Annotated in this window: 16 protein-coding genes; 8 read left to right on the forward strand and 8 right to left on the reverse strand. The window is 62.5% G+C overall.

Going from position 1 to position 15,069, the window contains the following annotated elements; translation table 11 throughout:
• Positions 1-39: 39 nt before the first annotated feature.
• The 4 genes from CN311_RS29395 to CN311_RS29410 all read right to left on the reverse strand — a co-directional run bounded on the left by CN311_RS29395 (position 40) and on the right by CN311_RS29410 (position 2,633).
• A complete protein-coding gene (locus CN311_RS29395; protein WP_097577114.1) occupies positions 40-651 on the reverse strand; it encodes a methylenetetrahydrofolate reductase C-terminal domain-containing protein in 612 nt (203 codons plus the stop codon).
• On the reverse strand, positions 644-946 hold the full coding sequence (locus CN311_RS29400; RefSeq protein WP_056572575.1) for a virulence factor: 303 nt from the start codon (positions 944-946) through the stop codon (positions 644-646). Before CN311_RS29400 ends, CN311_RS29395 begins: the two co-directional genes overlap by 8 nt.
• Before the next feature lie 231 nt (positions 947-1,177).
• Positions 1,178-1,939 carry a formyl transferase gene (locus CN311_RS29405; RefSeq protein ID WP_425351107.1) on the reverse strand — a complete coding sequence of 254 codons (762 nt, stop codon included), beginning with the start codon at positions 1,937-1,939 and terminating at the stop codon, positions 1,178-1,180.
• Between the two features lie 121 nt (positions 1,940-2,060).
• Positions 2,061-2,633, reverse strand: a complete 573-nt coding sequence (locus tag CN311_RS29410; RefSeq protein WP_097577116.1) for a DUF4893 domain-containing protein — start codon at positions 2,631-2,633, stop codon at positions 2,061-2,063.
• A gap of 264 nt (positions 2,634-2,897) precedes the next feature.
• On the opposite strand from CN311_RS29410, the gene CN311_RS29415 reads away from it, so the two are divergent.
• Positions 2,898-3,821 carry an NAD-dependent epimerase/dehydratase family protein gene (locus tag CN311_RS29415; RefSeq protein WP_097577117.1) on the forward strand — a complete coding sequence of 308 codons (924 nt, stop codon included), beginning with the start codon at positions 2,898-2,900 and terminating at the stop codon, positions 3,819-3,821.
• A gap of 6 nt (positions 3,822-3,827) precedes the next feature.
• Here CN311_RS29415 and CN311_RS29420 read toward each other — a convergent pair whose 3' ends face one another.
• Positions 3,828-4,457: a DUF1638 domain-containing protein gene (locus CN311_RS29420; protein ID WP_097577118.1), complete on the reverse strand. Its 630-nt coding sequence runs from the start codon at positions 4,455-4,457 to the stop codon at positions 3,828-3,830.
• A gap of 63 nt (positions 4,458-4,520) precedes the next feature.
• Here CN311_RS29420 and CN311_RS29425 point away from each other — a divergent pair, with 63 nt between their 5' ends.
• Positions 4,521-4,661, forward strand: a complete 141-nt coding sequence (locus tag CN311_RS29425) for an entericidin A/B family lipoprotein (RefSeq protein ID WP_097577119.1) — start codon at positions 4,521-4,523, stop codon at positions 4,659-4,661.
• Positions 4,662-4,743: 82 nt separating this feature from the next.
• On the opposite strand, the gene CN311_RS29430 is transcribed toward CN311_RS29425, so the two are convergent.
• Positions 4,744-5,442 carry a corrinoid protein gene (locus CN311_RS29430; protein WP_008876431.1) on the reverse strand — a complete coding sequence of 233 codons (699 nt, stop codon included), beginning with the start codon at positions 5,440-5,442 and terminating at the stop codon, positions 4,744-4,746.
• Between the two features lie 264 nt (positions 5,443-5,706).
• On the opposite strand from CN311_RS29430, the gene CN311_RS29435 reads away from it, so the two are divergent.
• The 5 genes from CN311_RS29435 to CN311_RS29455 all read left to right on the forward strand — a co-directional run bounded on the left by CN311_RS29435 (position 5,707) and on the right by CN311_RS29455 (position 11,650).
• Positions 5,707-7,281, forward strand: coding sequence for a trimethylamine methyltransferase family protein (locus CN311_RS29435; RefSeq protein ID WP_097577120.1), 1,575 nt, complete (start codon positions 5,707-5,709; stop codon positions 7,279-7,281).
• A gap of 96 nt (positions 7,282-7,377) precedes the next feature.
• Positions 7,378-8,058, forward strand: coding sequence for a 4Fe-4S dicluster domain-containing protein (locus CN311_RS29440; RefSeq protein ID WP_097577121.1), 681 nt, complete (start codon positions 7,378-7,380; stop codon positions 8,056-8,058).
• 105 nt (positions 8,059-8,163) lie between these two features.
• Positions 8,164-8,901, forward strand: a complete 738-nt coding sequence (locus CN311_RS29445) for a dienelactone hydrolase family protein (protein ID WP_097577122.1) — start codon at positions 8,164-8,166, stop codon at positions 8,899-8,901.
• Positions 8,902-8,978: 77 nt separating this feature from the next.
• Positions 8,979-9,539: an RNA polymerase sigma factor gene (locus CN311_RS29450; protein WP_097577126.1), complete on the forward strand. Its 561-nt coding sequence runs from the start codon at positions 8,979-8,981 to the stop codon at positions 9,537-9,539.
• Positions 9,540-9,541: 2 nt separating this feature from the next.
• Positions 9,542-11,650 (forward strand): vWA domain-containing protein, encoded by a 2,109-nt coding sequence (locus CN311_RS29455; protein ID WP_097577123.1) that lies wholly within the window; start codon positions 9,542-9,544, stop codon positions 11,648-11,650.
• 122 nt (positions 11,651-11,772) lie between these two features.
• Here CN311_RS29455 and bmt read toward each other — a convergent pair whose 3' ends face one another.
• Both bmt and CN311_RS29465 read right to left on the reverse strand, forming a co-directional pair.
• On the reverse strand, positions 11,773-12,789 hold the full coding sequence (bmt, locus tag CN311_RS29460; protein ID WP_097577124.1) for a betaine--homocysteine S-methyltransferase: 1,017 nt from the start codon (positions 12,787-12,789) through the stop codon (positions 11,773-11,775).
• A gap of 90 nt (positions 12,790-12,879) precedes the next feature.
• Positions 12,880-13,722 (reverse strand): helix-turn-helix domain-containing protein, encoded by an 843-nt coding sequence (locus CN311_RS29465; protein WP_097577125.1) that lies wholly within the window; start codon positions 13,720-13,722, stop codon positions 12,880-12,882.
• Between the two features lie 228 nt (positions 13,723-13,950).
• Here CN311_RS29465 and CN311_RS29470 point away from each other — a divergent pair, with 228 nt between their 5' ends.
• Positions 13,951-14,961: a fatty acid desaturase gene (locus CN311_RS29470; RefSeq protein ID WP_165779891.1), complete on the forward strand. Its 1,011-nt coding sequence runs from the start codon at positions 13,951-13,953 to the stop codon at positions 14,959-14,961.
• The last annotated feature ends 108 nt before the right edge of the window (positions 14,962-15,069 follow it).

Below are 15,069 nucleotides of genomic sequence, written 5' to 3' on the forward strand. Positions count from 1 at the left end.
GATGAATGCCGGCCGGGTTCTCGTCGCGCTGGCGGCCGATCATGCCGATGCCCCGGTCTTGGCGTTGGCGGCGGCTTCGCGCGCGGCGGCGGCCTGCGCGGTCACCCGCAGCCAGGCCGAAGTTTCGCGCAGCGACTGGTCGACCGGCTTTTGCACGTCGAGGATCTTGTCGCCATGCACCATGTTCCGGGAACCTTCCCAGGCCTTCACCCAGACGCAAGGCATGTCGGGCTCGACCTCGCAATTGCCATTGGCGCGCACGCCGCCACAAGGGCCGTTGCGCAACTGCTTGGGGCAGTTCATCGGGCACGACATGCCGGTGGAGGAGAGTACGCACTGGCCGCACATGCGGCAGTCGAACATGAAGCCCTTGACGCGTTTTTCGACGAATTTGATCGGTCCTTCGACCCTGTTGTAGCCGATGCCCTTCCACAAGGGATGCAGCAGCAGGAACATGTTGGCGAACCTGGAATAGAACCATTCGAGCAGGCGCGAATGGCGGATCGACCACAGCCGCACCGCGAAGGAGCGCTGGACGCGCCGCTGCGGCGACACGTCGGCTGGCTTGTAGTCGGATTTCGGCGCTGCCTTCTTGACCAGTGTGGCCTGGGTAACCGCCGGCCCATCTTTGCCAGGAATGGTTTCAGACATTTTCTTTCCCGCCCGCCTTGACCAGAGCGACCAGCCGCTCGCGGTCGTATTTCGCGTCGAGCTCCTGAAAGGCTTTTTCGACCTCGGCTTCGAGGTCGTCGCCGACCGGCACGGGGTCGGCCTTGCGCCATTCTGCCAGGTAGTCGTCGGTGCCGCCGGCGCCTGTGCGCATGGCGCACATGTCGATCGCCTCGGTGAAGCGCAGCGGCAGTTCGCGCTTGGCGTTCTGCCGGCCTTTCTTGACGATGACCTGGGCGGGGATATCGCGCCAGTAGACGACAATCAGATCGGCCATGAATTCTCGCTCCTGCAGGGCGCTTCGAGTCTGATTGGAAAGGACGCCCTGCCACTTTCACTCTGCTGCATCGTGCTTTTGGACGATCGATTTCGATTTTCGGGCCGATGCAGCAGTTTCGAGCATTGCCGCAAGCGCCATCAGGCTGCTTGTTATGGGACGACGCGCGCGCATTCAAAAGCGACGCAATCGTAAGCGGCAAGAGAAAGGCGAGATTTCAGAGCGGCTGGATCACCAGACGCCGCTTTTCGCGCCGGTCCAGAGATAGAACCAGATCGTCGGATGGTACCACTGCTTCGAAGGCAGGCCGGGATCCGATGTGGCAAGTTTTCCCATAAGCGCATCGCCGACCGCCTCTACGCAGATGTCGCGCGAAAACGCCGCCTGCCGCAGAGCGTAGCTTGAAATGGTGTCGCCCGGACCAGGTTTGCCCTGCGCCTGCCGCAGCACGCCGCCAGTATCGACGCCGGCGTCGACCAGATGCACGGTGGTGCCGAAGTTTTCCGCATCGCCGGAAGCCAGCGCCCAGTAGCCGCCATTCATGCCGCGATATTTGGGCGCGATGCCGGCATGATAGTTGAGGACCGGGCAAGGCAATTTCGCCAGCGTTTGCCGCGACAGCAGGCGGCAGCCGGCGAGCAGCATGACGCCGGGCTGAATCTCCGCGATGGCCCGCAGGCATTCCGGCGCATTGGCGGAAGGAACGTGGATGATTTTCTGCCCCGGTCTGGGTTCCGTTTGCAATCTCTGTTCGGCGACGATGCGTGCCGCATGGCCGGCGAAAAACCGTTTGCCGAGCCGCGCCAGCACCATCGTGCCAAGCTGTCCTATGGCCTGCAACCAGCCCTGGCGGCGGGCACGCCCAAGCAGCAATTGCTTCTTGGATTCAGGCGTTTCGAGGATGACGCTGACAGGACCAAGCCGATCGGAGATGGCGTTGACGATGGCCCAGATATGCGGGCCGCCCTCGGTGACCACGACGATGGGCGGCATATCTGATTTGAGGGATTGCATGGTCGCGACACGCCGTCTGCATAGACATGGTCTTGGCACGCCGGACGTTAGGTGGTCCGGGTTAATCCTTGGTGATCGGCCAGGGGATGATCAGCAGGGGTCAGCGCTTGAATTCGAGGATGTCGAGCTTCGATTCGTAATAGGGCGCCGGGAACTCGATGCGCCATTCACTGGCGCTGTTGCGGAAGGCATAGCCGACCTGATCGGTTTGCGGGCCGCTGCCATAGGGTTTTGCGGGGTCGTTGTTGACATAGAAGGAGCCGAGATAGATGGCGCGCTTTTCGCCGTCGTCGAAGAAACGGCCCTTGGTGCGCTGCGAGCCGCTGATTTTTTCCAGCATCCAGCCCGAACCGTCGTCGCTCACCTTGCATTTGAACCAGCCATAGATGACCAGTGCGCCGAGCCCGCCGGCCTTGATGGTGCGGCATTGCCAGTTGCCGGTGAGATCCTTGTCGGAAAAGGCGACCAGCGGCTTCGCCAGAAGCGCGTCGAGCTGTTTGACCTCGGTTGGGTTGCCCGCCTTCGCCTCGTCGAGCGCTGTCTTGCGCGTCTCGTCATATTTGTCGAGCCGCGCCTTGTCCGCGGCGGTGATAAGCTTCTGCACCTCGCCATCGGCGAGCGCGGGCAGGGCGAAGCAGACAATTCCTGCGGCAATCAAGAGACGAGCGATCATCGGTGCGTTTCCCCTGTGGCTGGAACAGCCTGTTTTCCTGTCTGGCGCATAACTTACCGGTTCGCGGCGGCCTGTCATCCGTGCTTAGAGACCGTTTGGAAATTCTACTCTGGCGGCCATCTGTTGGCGTTTTCTGCGCTTCCGGTGCTCACGGACCCAAATGTCCGCTGCGCTCCGGTTCTCGAAAACACCACCATATGACTCGCCAGAGCGAATTTCGAAACGGTCTCTAACAGCGCCAGGTCAAAAATCGTGGTTTCATCGATGCGGATCTTGCTGACGGGATCGTCGGGCTGGCTGGGCAGCGCGCTGGCGCCGCGGCTGCGGGCGCTTGGCCATGACGTCATCGGGCTCGATCCCGTTGCTTCGGCGGAGACATTGATTGTCGGCTCGATCGCCGACCGCGATCTGGTCATGCAAGCGGTCAACGAAAACCGCATCGAGGCGATCATCCACAGCGGCGCGCTGCACAAGCCAAACATCGAGAACCACGGCAACAGCGATTTCGTCGCGACGAACGTGCAAGGCACGCTCAATCTGCTGGACGCTGCGGTGGCATCTGGCGTTCAACGCTTCGTTTTCACCTCGACGACCTCGCTGATGATCTCGCAAGCCATTCGCGCCGGCTTCACCGGCGGCGCGCGCACGGCCGCCTGGCTGACGGAAGAGATGTCGCCCGAACCGCGCAACATCTACGGCGTCACCAAACTTTCAGCCGAACATCTGTGCCGTCTCTACCACATCGAGCACGGCCTGCCGGTGATTGTGCTGCGCACGGCGCGCTTCTTTCCCGAGGCCGACGATATGGCGCCTGCGATCGAACAGTCGGACGCCAACACCAAGGCCAATGAGCTGTTGTTCCGCCGGCTGACGGTGGAAGACGCGGCAGAGGCCCATGTCGCCGCGTTGGAAAAGGCACCGCAACTGGGCTTCGACATCTTCATCGTCTCGGCTGCAACGCCGTTCCAGCCTGACGATTGCGGGGCATTGATCGCCGACGCTCCGACGGTCGTCGCGCGCGCCTTTCCGGACTATCCGGCGCTTTACGCCCGCAAAGGCTGGACGATGTTTGCCTCGATCGACCGCGTCTACGACGCTACGCGGGCAAGGGAGAGGCTGGGTTTCGTCTGCAAGACCAGCTTTGCCGATGTGCTTGCTGCGCTCGCGGCGGAAGAGGGAACTGCCTAGAAATCTTCAGGCGTGCACCGCTGCGCCGGCCAGTTCCGCCGTCAGGTCGCCATAGCCGGTCGAGCGGCGCTCATAGGCAAGACCGAGCATCTTCGCGGCTTTCTCGGCGACCTTGTCGAGTTCGGGATCGTCGGTCTGGGCAAGATAGACCAGCTTCTCGTAATTGCCGAAATAGTCCTTGATCAGCTCCGGGTGCCTGTCGAGGCCGAGCGGCTTCATGAAGAAGGCGTCGAACTGCCGGCACAGGAAATCGGTCATGTAGAACGACATCATGTCGTTGTCGGCGACTTTGGCATAGGCATCCATGCCCTGGTAGAACGCAAAGCAGTGCGGCCCGGCCATGCGCTCGACGCCATGCTTCTCGCAGACGCGGTCGAGCAGGCCACCGGTGCCGCAATCGGCATAGCCGACGAAGATGTTGACGTAGCCGTCCGCCCTGGCTTTCACGATCGCCCTGTCCATAGCCGGCGCGATGCGGTCGGGATAAAAATGGAACTCCGCCGGCAGGCAGGTCAGCTCGACATGATCCAACCCGAGCTGCTCCTTGACGGCCAGAACTTCGCGCGCAATCATCCCGCAGGCGATGACCAGCAGCCTGTCCGCTTGATTCGGTTTCGTTTTTTGTATCTTGGCCATGGAACCAGTCAAACCGGCCTTCGTTGCTCGGGGCGAATCTATCGAGAGAGGGATAAACCGTCCATGAAACTGTTACGCACTGCGCCGATCGCGATCCTTGCTTGCGCCTTGGCCCTTTCAGCCTGCGCCAACACCGTCCGCGGCGTCGGCAAGGATGTCAAATCCACCGCGAATGCTGTTGAAGATACCGTCAACAACCCCTGATCCGTTCGCAGCCGTCTCCAACATCTGGTAACAAAAAAGCCGCGCTGCAAGGCGCGGCTTTTGGCAGGGGCCTTGCTAAAGGTCAGGCTGAAGCGCGCACATTGTGCTTGCGCTTCATGAAATCCTTGGCTGTCTCGACCGCCACGGCCGCGTCGCGGCAATAGGCATCGGCGCCGACCGCCTTGCCGAATTCTTCATTGAGTGGTGCGCCGCCGACCAGCACGACATAGTCGTCGCGGATGCCCTTTTCCTTCATCGTGTCGATGACGACCTTCATATAGGGCATAGTCGTGGTCAGCAGCGCCGACATGCCGATGATGTCGGGCTGATGCTGCTCGATGGCGTCCAGGTATTTTTCGACCGCATTGTTGATGCCGAGGTCGATGACGTCGAAGCCCGCACCCTCCATCATCATGCCGACGAGGTTCTTGCCGATGTCGTGGATGTCGCCCTTGACGGTGCCGATCACCATCTTGCCCTGCTTCGGCGCGCCGGTGGCGGCGAGCAGTGGACGCAGGATGAACATGCCGGCCTTCATGGCGTTGGCGGACAACAGCACTTCGGGGACGAACAGGATGCCGTCGCGAAAATCCTCGCCGACGATGCGCATGCCCTCGACCAGCGCCTCGGTCAGCACCTTGTAGGGCGCCCAGCCGCGCTCGAGCAGGATCTGCGTTCCTTCCTCGATTTCTTCCTTCAGCCCGTCATAAAGGTCGTCGTGCATCTGCTGCACGAGTTCGTCGTCAGAAAGCTCGGAAAGGATGATCTCGTCGTCGGCCATTTTTTCTCGGGCTCCTTGCCGCGTGGGATAATCACGGCAGCTCAAAAATATTGCGTCAATACCTAACCCGCGAGGGCCGCTTGTCCATAGCTGATTTGCGACTTCCCGCAAAAGGAAAGCGACCGCAAATCTATTGGAATTCTTGTCGATTTTGCGACAGGCGTTGGCGCTGGCGGGCCGTTTCGAATAGGGTGCATGGCTACGATCCGGCCAGAAGCTGCGGTATGCGGCCGCAACGATTTCAGGTTTCAGGGAAGAAACATCATGAGTGAGAACGCGCCAGTCGATCAGGAAGCGTCAAACGCCAGACGTGGCCGCGCTGCCAGCGGCGGCGCTGCTGCCCGACGGGCGGCGCGCTCGGGCGGCGGCCCCGGCACCCAGCTCACCTACATCAGGCGCAAGATCAACGTCTATGAAGTGCTTGATGAAGAAGGGCTGGCGCTGATCGAAAAGAACACCGACACGGTGCTGGAAGAGATCGGCATCATCTTTCGCGACGACGCCGAGGCACTGCAACTCTGGAAAGAAGCCGGTGCCGACGTCAAGGGCGAACGCGTGCATTTTCCAAAGGGCCTCTGCCGCTCGCTGTTGAAGACCGCACCGTCCGTCTACACCCAGCATGCCCGCAATGCGGACCGCTCGGTGCAGGTCGGCGGCAACGCCACGGTGTTCGCTCCCGTTTATGGCCCGCCCTTCGTGCGCGATCTCGACGGTGTCAGGCGCTATGCGACGATCGAGGATTTCCGCAATTTCGTGAAGCTCGCCTATATGGCGCCGTCGATCCACCATTCGGGCGGCACGGTGTGCGAGCCGGTCGACGTGCCGGTCAACAAGCGCCATCTCGATATGGTCTACAGCCACATCAAATATTCGGACAAGCCGTTCATGGGCTCGGTCACAGCACCCGAACGGGCCGAAGACACGGTGGCGATGGCCAAGATCGTCTTCGGCGACGATTTCGTCGAAAACAACACGGTGCTGACCAGCCTGATCAACGCCAACTCGCCAATGGTGTTCGACGAGACCATGCTGGGGGCGCTGAAAGTCTATTCGCGGCACAACCAGGCCTGCATCGTCACGCCGTTCATCTTGGCCGGCGCGATGAGCCCGGTGACGGTCGCCGGCACGCTGACGCAGGTTCTGGCCGAAGTGCTGGCCGGCGCGTCGTTCACGCAGCTGATCCGGCCGGGCGCACCGGTTCTGTTCGGCACCTTCGCCTCGTCGATCTCGATGCAGTCGGGCGCGCCGACCTTCGGCACGCCGGAGCCGTCGCTGGTCTCTTATGGCGCGGCGCAGCTCGCGCGCCGGCTTGGCCTGCCGTTCCGCACCGGCGGCTCGCTCTGCGCTTCGAAGATACCGGATGCGCAGGCGGCCTATGAGAGCGCCAACACGCTGAACTCGACGATCCTTGCCGGCGCCAATTTTGTGCTGCACGCGGCTGGCTGGCTCGAGGGCGGGCTCGCCTCCTGCTACGAAAAGTTCATGATGGATATCGACCAGCTCGGCATGCAGCAGAAATTTTCCGAAGGCGTCGACCTGTCCGAGAACGGCCAGGCGATGGACGCCATTCGGCAGGTCGGTCCGGGCAGCCACTATCTCGGCTGCGACCACACCCAGGCCAATTTCCAAACCGCCTTCTACCGTTCCAACATCGCCGACAACAATTCCTACGAGCAGTGGCTCGCCGAAGGCGAAAAGACCGCACCGCAGCGCGCCAACGAGCTCGCCCGCCGCAGGCTGGAAAGCTACGAGGCGCCGCCTCTCGATCAGGGTATCGACGATGGGCTGAAGGACTTCATCGCCAGGAAGAAGGCGTCGATGGCCGACGCCTTCACGTGAAAGGAGCCCGAGTCAGGCGGGGCTAAAGTCGCCAACATCATCCACAAGGAAGTCTGGCGGAGCGCCTTTTCCGATCCGGACAAGAAGGGATGATTTGTGCGCAGCCTGATCGAAAGCATCGCGGCAGCGCTGGCGCGTGACGGCCTAATCCTGCGCGGCGGCTTCAATATCACGGACGGCGAGGCAGCGCCGCCCGGTCTCTCCGGCGCTCCCGTCAAATCCGTGCTGCTGGTGGGGCAGGCGGGTGCCGAGCCGTGGCCGCATTTCTTGCGCTGGCGGGAAAACCAGCCCCAGACCATTGTCAATCCGCTCGATACCTGGTCACGCGAAGTGATCGGCGCGGTGGCGAAAGATTTTGGCGCGCGTGCCGTTTCGCCTTCGGACAAGCCCTATCTGCCATTCCAGCAATGGGCGATGCGGGCGGAAGGGCTGAGGCCGTCGCCGCTCGGCATTCTCATGCATCCGCAATATGGGCTCTGGCATGCCTATCGCGGGGCGCTGCTGTTCGAGGACGAGCTTCCGGTTCCGGCGGTCCAGACGGCGCCGCACCTTTGCGACGCCTGTGTCGAAAAACCCTGCCTGAAATCCTGCCCGGTCAATGCGTATTCGGGTGAGGGATTCGCCTATCAGTCTTGCCTGGCGCATGTGCGGGGCACGGATGGCCAACCCTGTCGCAGCGGGGGCTGTCTCGATCGCAACGCCTGCCCCCATGGCACCGCCTACCGCTATCCGGCCGAAGTTCAGGCTTTCCATATGGCGGCGTTCGCGGGCCTGTAGCGGTCACGTAATCCAGCACGAAATGTTGACTGCCGAGTTCTGGGAACGTCTTGCCCTACAGGCTCGCGCGGATATGTATCGCACGACAATTGAACGGAGCGGGCCATGGCGAAGCAGGACATTCAGATCAAGACCAAGGACGGCGTGGCGAAGTCCGGGCTGTTCCGGGCGAGCGGAGCCTCGTCATCCAAGGCCGGCATCATCCTCTATATGGACGCATTCGGTCCGCGCCCGGCGCTCGACGGCATGGCTGAGCGGCTGGCGGGCGACGGCTATGCGGTGCTGGTGCCAGACCTGTTCTATCGCAATGCGCCTTATGGGCCGTTTGACGCCAAGACCGCATTTACGGTGGAGACCAGCAAAGCCGCGCTGATGGCGCTGGTCAGCGGCACGACGCAGGAGATGACCATCAGCGACGGTGGCGCCTTTATAGACGCGTTGGCCGGCGAGGGCGTGACAGGACCGATTGGCGTAGTCGGCTATTGCATGGGTGGCGCAAGGGCGCTGAATGCCGCCGCGACCCATCCAGATCGGATAAAGGCCGCCGTCAGTTTCCATGGCGGCAATCTGGCCAGCGATGCCGCCGACAGCCCGCACCGCAAGGCCGCGTCGATCAAGGCGCGTGTCTATGTCGGCACGGCGGGCGTTGACAGAAGTTTCCCGCCGGAGCAGTCGGCACGGCTTGCGGAAGCGCTGCGCGTGGCGGAAGTCGACCACACGATCGAGAACTATGTCGGTATGGCGCATGGCTGGTGCGTGCCGGACCACAGTGTCTTCGATGCAACCGGCGCCGAGCGTCACTGGAAGCGGCTGACGACGCTGTTTGCCGAGACGCTGGGGTAGGGCGTATCTACTGCCCGCCAAAAATTTCTTCCCATCGCCCAAGGAATCGCCACTAGCCTTCGTCCAACAGGCAAATGATGGCGATGATGCTGGATGAAAGCGAAGCCTCCGACGCCGAGTTGATCGGGCGGGCGCAGGGCGGAGACAGAGGGGCTTTCGGCAAATTGCTCGAAAGGCACTATGGTTTCGTCTATCGCGCCGCCTATCGCTGGTGCGGAAAAAAGGCCGACGCCGAAGACATCGCCCAGGAAGTCTGCGTCCGGCTGGGCCGGGCGATCCGCGACTATCGTGGCGGCGGCGCCTTCACGACCTGGCTCTACACCATGACGCTGAACGCGGCGCGCGACATGATGCGCAAGACCGCCCGCGAGACGATCAAGACCGAAGCCTATGGCGCCTACGCGCTGATCTCGGGAGAGGCGCCGACCGAGCCGGAAGACCCGGCAGAGGCGCTTTGGACGGCGGTGCGAAAGCTGCCGGACAAGCAGCGCGACGCGGTGCTTCTGGTCTATGGCGAGGGCTTGAGCCATGCAGCCGCCGCCGAGGCGATGGCAATCTCGGAGACGACGGTCTCCTGGCACATCCATGAAGCGAAGAAACGGTTGAAGACGCTGATGCGTTCAGCCGGGGAAGTGTGACCATGGTTGACGACAACGAACTCAACAGGCTGCGCGATATCGCAGCACCGGCGCCGGATGCCGACGCGAAGGCGCGTGCCTTCGCGGCCGCGATGCGCGCCTATGACGTGCACGAAAAAACTGACACCGCCGCCCAAGGACCGGCGAGCGGTCTTCGTCTCACAGAGCGAGCACAAAAGCTCTGGAGCGAAATCATGCCAAAGAAACTCTTCGCCACGCCGGCCATTGCCGGGCTCGTTGCCCTGCCGATCGCCGGATACGCCACCATCTATATGCTGCAGGAGCAATCATTCCGGTCCGGAGGGGACGAGAAAATCACTGGAACGCTGGCCGACAAACCAGCAACGGTGAAGCCGCGGACGGTGGCTGAGCCGGACAAGCAGAACGAAGCCGACAGCGAAAGTCGCGACGCGACCGAGGCGCTTGTCGCGCCAGCTTCGCCGCCGAAATCCGAATCGACCGCCGCCGGACTGGCGCAGCAGGATGCACTGTCCCGCAATGTACCTGAGCCTGCGCCGAACACCGAGGCCGCGCCGTCGTCTAACCGAGCGATCATGCGATTGGCGCCACAGGCACCTGCGGCCGATGGAGCCGCGCGGGTCGGCCGCATGCCAGGCGCCGAATCCAAGCTGATGGTGCAGCCGCAGGCCATGCCGGCCGACCACGTGCTGCCACCGGAGCAAAACCGCGACCGCGTCGAGGATTTCAAGACCAACCCGGTGCATGCAGCACTTGAGGACCCGGTCTCGACTTTCTCGATCGACGTCGACACGGCCTCCTATTCTTTCGTGCGGCGCTCGCTGAAGGAAGGTGCTTTGCCGCAGGCCGACACGGTCCGCGTCGAGGAAATGATCAATTACTTCCCCTATGACTGGAAGGGTCCGGACGCTGCCGCGACACCGTTCAACTCGACCGTCAGCGTCATGCCGACGCCGTGGAACGAGCACACCAAGCTGATGCATGTCGCCATCAAGGGTTTTGACGTCAAACCGGCCGAGCAGCCCAAGGCCAATCTGGTGTTCCTGATCGACGTGTCGGGTTCGATGAACGAGCAGGACAAGCTGCCGCTGCTGCGGTCGGCCTTCCGCCTGCTGGTCAGCAAGCTGAAGCCGGACGACACCGTCTCGATCGTCACCTATGCGGGCGACGCCGGCACCGTGCTCGAACCGACCAAGGTCTCGGAGAAGGACAAGATCCTCAACGCCATCGACACTTTGAGGCCCGGCGGCTCGACAGCCGGCGAGGCGGGCATCAGGCAAGCCTACCGGTTGGCGCAAACGTCTTTCGTCAAGGATGGCGTCAACCGGGTGATGCTGGCCACGGACGGCGACTTCAATGTCGGCCAGACCGACGATGAGGACCTGAAGCGGCTGATCGAGCAGGAGCGCAAGACCGGCGTGTTCCTGTCGGTGTTCGGTTTCGGCCGCGGCAATCTGAACGACCAGATGATGCAGACCATTGCCCAGAACGGCAACGGCACGGCCGCCTATATCGACACTTTGGCCGAGGCCGAGAAAGTGCTGGTCGAGGATGCGTCCTCGACCCTCTTCACCATCGCCAAAGACGTGAAGATCCAGGTCGAGTTCAACCCGAACAAGGTCTCGGAATACCGGCTGATCGGCTACGAGACCCGCGCGCTCAACCGCGAGGATTTCAACAATGACCGCGTCGATGCCGGCGAGATCGGCTCCGGTCACTCAGTCACCGCGATCTACGAGATCACGCCGAAGGGCAGTGGCGGCGAACAGATCGATCCGCTGCGCTACGGCCAGGCTTCGGTGAACAATGGCGGCGTCGCCAACGCCGACGAATATGCCTTCGTCAAGATCCGTTACAAGTTGCCGAACGAGGACGTTTCCAAGCTGATTACCACGCCGGTGACATCGGCCAACGAGGTTTCGTCCTTCGACCAGGCCAGCACCGATCAGCGCTTCTCCGTCGCGGTCGCGGCCTTTGGCCAGAAGCTGCGCGACGAGGATGCGACCGCGAAGTTCGGCTACGACAAGATCATGGAGATTGCCACTGCGGCCCGGGGAGCCGACCCGTTCGGGTACAGGTCCGAGTTCCTCTCGCTTGTGCGCCTTGCCTCGGCGCTGGGCGGCAATCGGTAGTGGTGATGACGGCCGGTTCTTTCAGACGGGGTCGTTCTGACAGGGGAACCGGCCCACGGGCGGGTAAGGCAGGCCGGCGAGGGAAACCTTGCCGGCCTTTTTCTATCGCGCCGCGAATCGCGTCAGGCGCGGCTGCGGCGGCGCTCGCGACGGGCTTCGCTGGTCTCGGCGGTGTTTTCCGTCGCCTGCTTGTTGCGCATTGGGCCGATCCGTTCGACGATCGTCTCGACGGTCGGGCGGTCCGACCTCGTGTGCGCATCAAGCGCCTTGCGCATGGCGGCAAGATGCTGGAACGAGGTGCCGCAGCAGCCGCCGACGATCCTGGCGCCGCCATCGACGGCAAGCCTGACATAGTCGGCCATCAGTTCGGGCGTCCCGGAATAGTGGATCTCGGTGCCGCGAAATTCCGGAATGCCGCAATTGCCCTTGACGATCACTGTCGCCTCCGGCTTCGCCTCGGTCATGTCGAGCAGCGAGGCGAGAATGTCGGAGGCGCCGACACCGCAATTGGCGCCGACACCGAGCGGCGCCTGCGACAGCCCGTCGACGACGCCGTGAATGTCCTTCGGCAGCAGGCCCATCATGGTGCGGCCGGCGGTGTCGAAGGAGCCGGTATAGGTGTAGGGCAGGCCGACGCGGATGGCGGCTTGCGCCGCGGCGCGAATTTCGTCCGGCGCCGACATAGTTTCGATCCAGGCGACTTCGGCGCCGCCGGCCTTGAGACCTTCGATCTGTTCGGCAAAGGCGTCGACCGCCTCGTCATAGGTCATGGCGCCGAGCGGCACCAGCAATTCGCCGGTCGGGCCGACCGAGCCGGCGACGATGACCTTGCGGCCGGCCTTGTCTGCGACGGCGCGGGCGATCTCGGCGGCGCGCTGGTTCAGCGCGTGCACACGATCCTGCGCATGGTGCAGTTTCAGCCGGTGGCGGGTGCCGCCGAAGGAATTGGTCAGGATGATGTCGGCGCCGGCATCGACAAAGTTCTGGTGCAGGCTGGTGATGGTGTCGGGCGCGGTCTCGTTCAACAACTCGGGAGCCTCGCCGGCCTCCAGCCCCATGGCGAACAGATTGGTGCCGGTGGCGCCATCGGCGAGCAGAACGCCCTTTTCGGCAAGCAGCGCGTCGATCGGGTTGGTCATGGTGAATACGCCTTCCAGGGAATTCTCTTTGGATAAGGATATAAAGAACTCTTTATATGACGTCAATGTCGAGAGGCGCGCTGTCGCCTGTCAAAATCGCATCTCGGCCAGCCTTTGCGTGAAGCTGGCGGCCTCATGCGCGTTGACGTCGGCGGCGCGGATCAGATTGTCGAAATGGCTGGTCAGGGTGCGGACCGGCTGGGTCGCGTTGAGCACCAGATACATGTCACCGACATAGATGGCGGCGCGATAGGGCCCGAAGATGGTGTAGGGGATCGAATAGCGCATCCGCCCGTCATAGAGGAACAGGCGGAAGGTCGGATAAAGGTCGTCGAGCAGCGTTGCCATGTGGAGAAGCTGCTGGTGGCGTTCGGCTTCGGGGAAGCGGTCCCAGACGCCCAGCCCGCGCGCAAAGATCTCCAGCGTGTGGCGCGGCATACAGACTTCCATGTCGGTTTCCGGCCGCCGGTTGTAGTCGATGCGGTACTGCGTCTCGCCGGCCTGCGCCTCGCGGCTCTTGTTGGCGATGCCCGCTTCATAGTCGACCAACGCCTCGGTGCGCAGGAGGTCGGGAATGCCGGCCGGCACGTAGCGGATTTTCGTGCCCGCGGCCTCGGCATGCCATTTGGCCAGCAGTGTGCGGTCGAAGCCGTCGGGCGCCTCCTCGATCTCGAGACTTTCGCGGATTTCGCCGGTGACGCCCTCGTCCTGGCTGAGGCCGAGCAGCCAGTCGAGCGACACCTTGAATTCGGCGGCGATGTTGAGCAGCGTTTCGGCGCGGGGCAGGCGGGTCGAGGCGCCGGAGAGAAGCTGAGAAAGCGCTGAACGGTCGATGCCCACCGCCATGGCGAAAGCGGACTGGTTCAAGTCCGACCGTGTCAAGAGCATTTTCAGGCGCTCGCGAAAGATCGTCGACAGGTCGCGCTTGTCCATCGTTTCCGCTCAGGCTTCGGGAGGAAAAATTTGCGCTGAGGCCGACGAGGCCATGCCTCAGGCGTAAATGAATCCTCAGGTCTGTTTACAATACGTAACATGTGCGGCTTTAAATGCGCAATCGCAACAGTTCGTGCACTTTGTCGCGTTGCGGCAACCTAACACTCCTGACACAATGCTGTCAGGAATCAGAGGGATTCCGGCGACTGAAAGGCAGTGGTCGATCGCATGACGAACACGGGGAATGGACGACGCAGTGCAACGGCCATCGAATGGCCGACCGTGTTTCTCACCTTTTTCTGCTACGGCATCTGGCTCATTGCCGGGTTTCTGATCTGGCCGTCCTACCCGATCCTCGCCCTCGCCATACTGGCCTTCACCGCCGCGCTGCAATCATCGATCATGCACGAAGTGCTGCACGGTCATCCGACCCGCAACGCGCGGATCAACGAAGCTTTCGTCTTCCTGCCGATCGGTCTCGTCTGGCCTTATCGTCGGTTCAAAACCATCCATCTGCGCCACCATGCCGACGAGCGGCTGACCGATCCGCTGGACGATCCCGAGAGCTACTACAAGGCGCTGTGGCACCATGACGAATTGCCGCCGGCGATGAAATTCCTGCTGAAGCTCAACAACACCATGGTCGGCCGCCTCGTGCTCGGCCCCTGGCTTTCCTGCATCGGTTTCTTCATCGACGACGCCAAGCAGATAGTTGCCGGCGACAAGACTGTCCGCAAGGCATGGTTGCTGCATGCACTCGGCCTCGCAGTGGTGCTGCCTGTCGTGCAGTTCGGCTTCGGCATCCCGCTGTGGCTCTACATTCTGGTGCCGGTGTGGCTCGGCCAGTCGCTGATCTCGATCCGCACCTTCGCCGAGCATCAGTGGTCGGAGCATCCGGAAGGCCGCACGGTGATCGTCGAGCGTTCGCCGCTCTCGTTCCTGTTCCTCAACAACAATCTGCATTTCGTCCATCACAAGAGCCCGACGGTGGCCTGGTACCGGCTGCCGAAGCTGTTTGCCGACCGCCGCGACGAGTGGCTGCGGATGAACAATGGCTACGCCTACCCGAACTACTTCGCGCTGCTCAGGGCATATGCCTTCAAGGCGAAGGAGCCGATCGTCCATCCCGTGCTCAGGCGCGCGCCGGAACCGGGCAGGGCATTCAAGCCGCGCGTCAGGGCACGCAGTCTCAATGGGCTAGGCAGCGCGCCGGTTCCGGCCGAGCCGCCGAAAGAATGATTTCTGTAGTGGGTGCAAGCGGCGGCGCCGCACGCCTATGATATTATCTTGGCATAGCGGTCTAATCCCGGCATGAGCGAATTCGTTGCGGCGTTGCCGATGTATGAC

The sequence above is a fragment of the Mesorhizobium sanjuanii genome, from assembly GCF_002529485.1.
Lineage (GTDB): Bacteria > Pseudomonadota > Alphaproteobacteria > Rhizobiales > Rhizobiaceae > Mesorhizobium > Mesorhizobium sanjuanii.

Coding starts and splice junctions, on each gene's coding strand:
- CN311_RS29395 (WP_097577114.1), bottom strand. CDS start 651: ATGTCTGAAACCATTCCTGGCAAAGATGGGCCGGCGGTTACCCAGGCC.
- CN311_RS29400 (WP_056572575.1), bottom strand. CDS start 946: ATGGCCGATCTGATTGTCGTCTACTGGCGCGATATCCCCGCCCAGGTC.
- CN311_RS29405 (WP_425351107.1), bottom strand. CDS start 1,939: ATGCCGCCCATCGTCGTGGTCACCGAGGGCGGCCCGCATATCTGGGCC.
- CN311_RS29410 (WP_097577116.1), bottom strand. CDS start 2,633: ATGATCGCTCGTCTCTTGATTGCCGCAGGAATTGTCTGCTTCGCCCTG.
- CN311_RS29415 (WP_097577117.1), top strand. CDS start 2,898: ATGCGGATCTTGCTGACGGGATCGTCGGGCTGGCTGGGCAGCGCGCTG.
- CN311_RS29420 (WP_097577118.1), bottom strand. CDS start 4,457: ATGGCCAAGATACAAAAAACGAAACCGAATCAAGCGGACAGGCTGCTG.
- CN311_RS29425 (WP_097577119.1), top strand. CDS start 4,521: ATGAAACTGTTACGCACTGCGCCGATCGCGATCCTTGCTTGCGCCTTG.
- CN311_RS29430 (WP_008876431.1), bottom strand. CDS start 5,442: ATGGCCGACGACGAGATCATCCTTTCCGAGCTTTCTGACGACGAACTC.
- CN311_RS29435 (WP_097577120.1), top strand. CDS start 5,707: ATGAGTGAGAACGCGCCAGTCGATCAGGAAGCGTCAAACGCCAGACGT.
- CN311_RS29445 (WP_097577122.1), top strand. CDS start 8,164: ATGGCGAAGCAGGACATTCAGATCAAGACCAAGGACGGCGTGGCGAAG.
- CN311_RS29450 (WP_097577126.1), top strand. CDS start 8,979: ATGGCGATGATGCTGGATGAAAGCGAAGCCTCCGACGCCGAGTTGATC.
- CN311_RS29455 (WP_097577123.1), top strand. CDS start 9,542: ATGGTTGACGACAACGAACTCAACAGGCTGCGCGATATCGCAGCACCG.
- bmt (WP_097577124.1), bottom strand. CDS start 12,789: ATGACCAACCCGATCGACGCGCTGCTTGCCGAAAAGGGCGTTCTGCTC.
- CN311_RS29465 (WP_097577125.1), bottom strand. CDS start 13,722: ATGGACAAGCGCGACCTGTCGACGATCTTTCGCGAGCGCCTGAAAATG.
- CN311_RS29470 (WP_165779891.1), top strand. CDS start 13,951: ATGACGAACACGGGGAATGGACGACGCAGTGCAACGGCCATCGAATGG.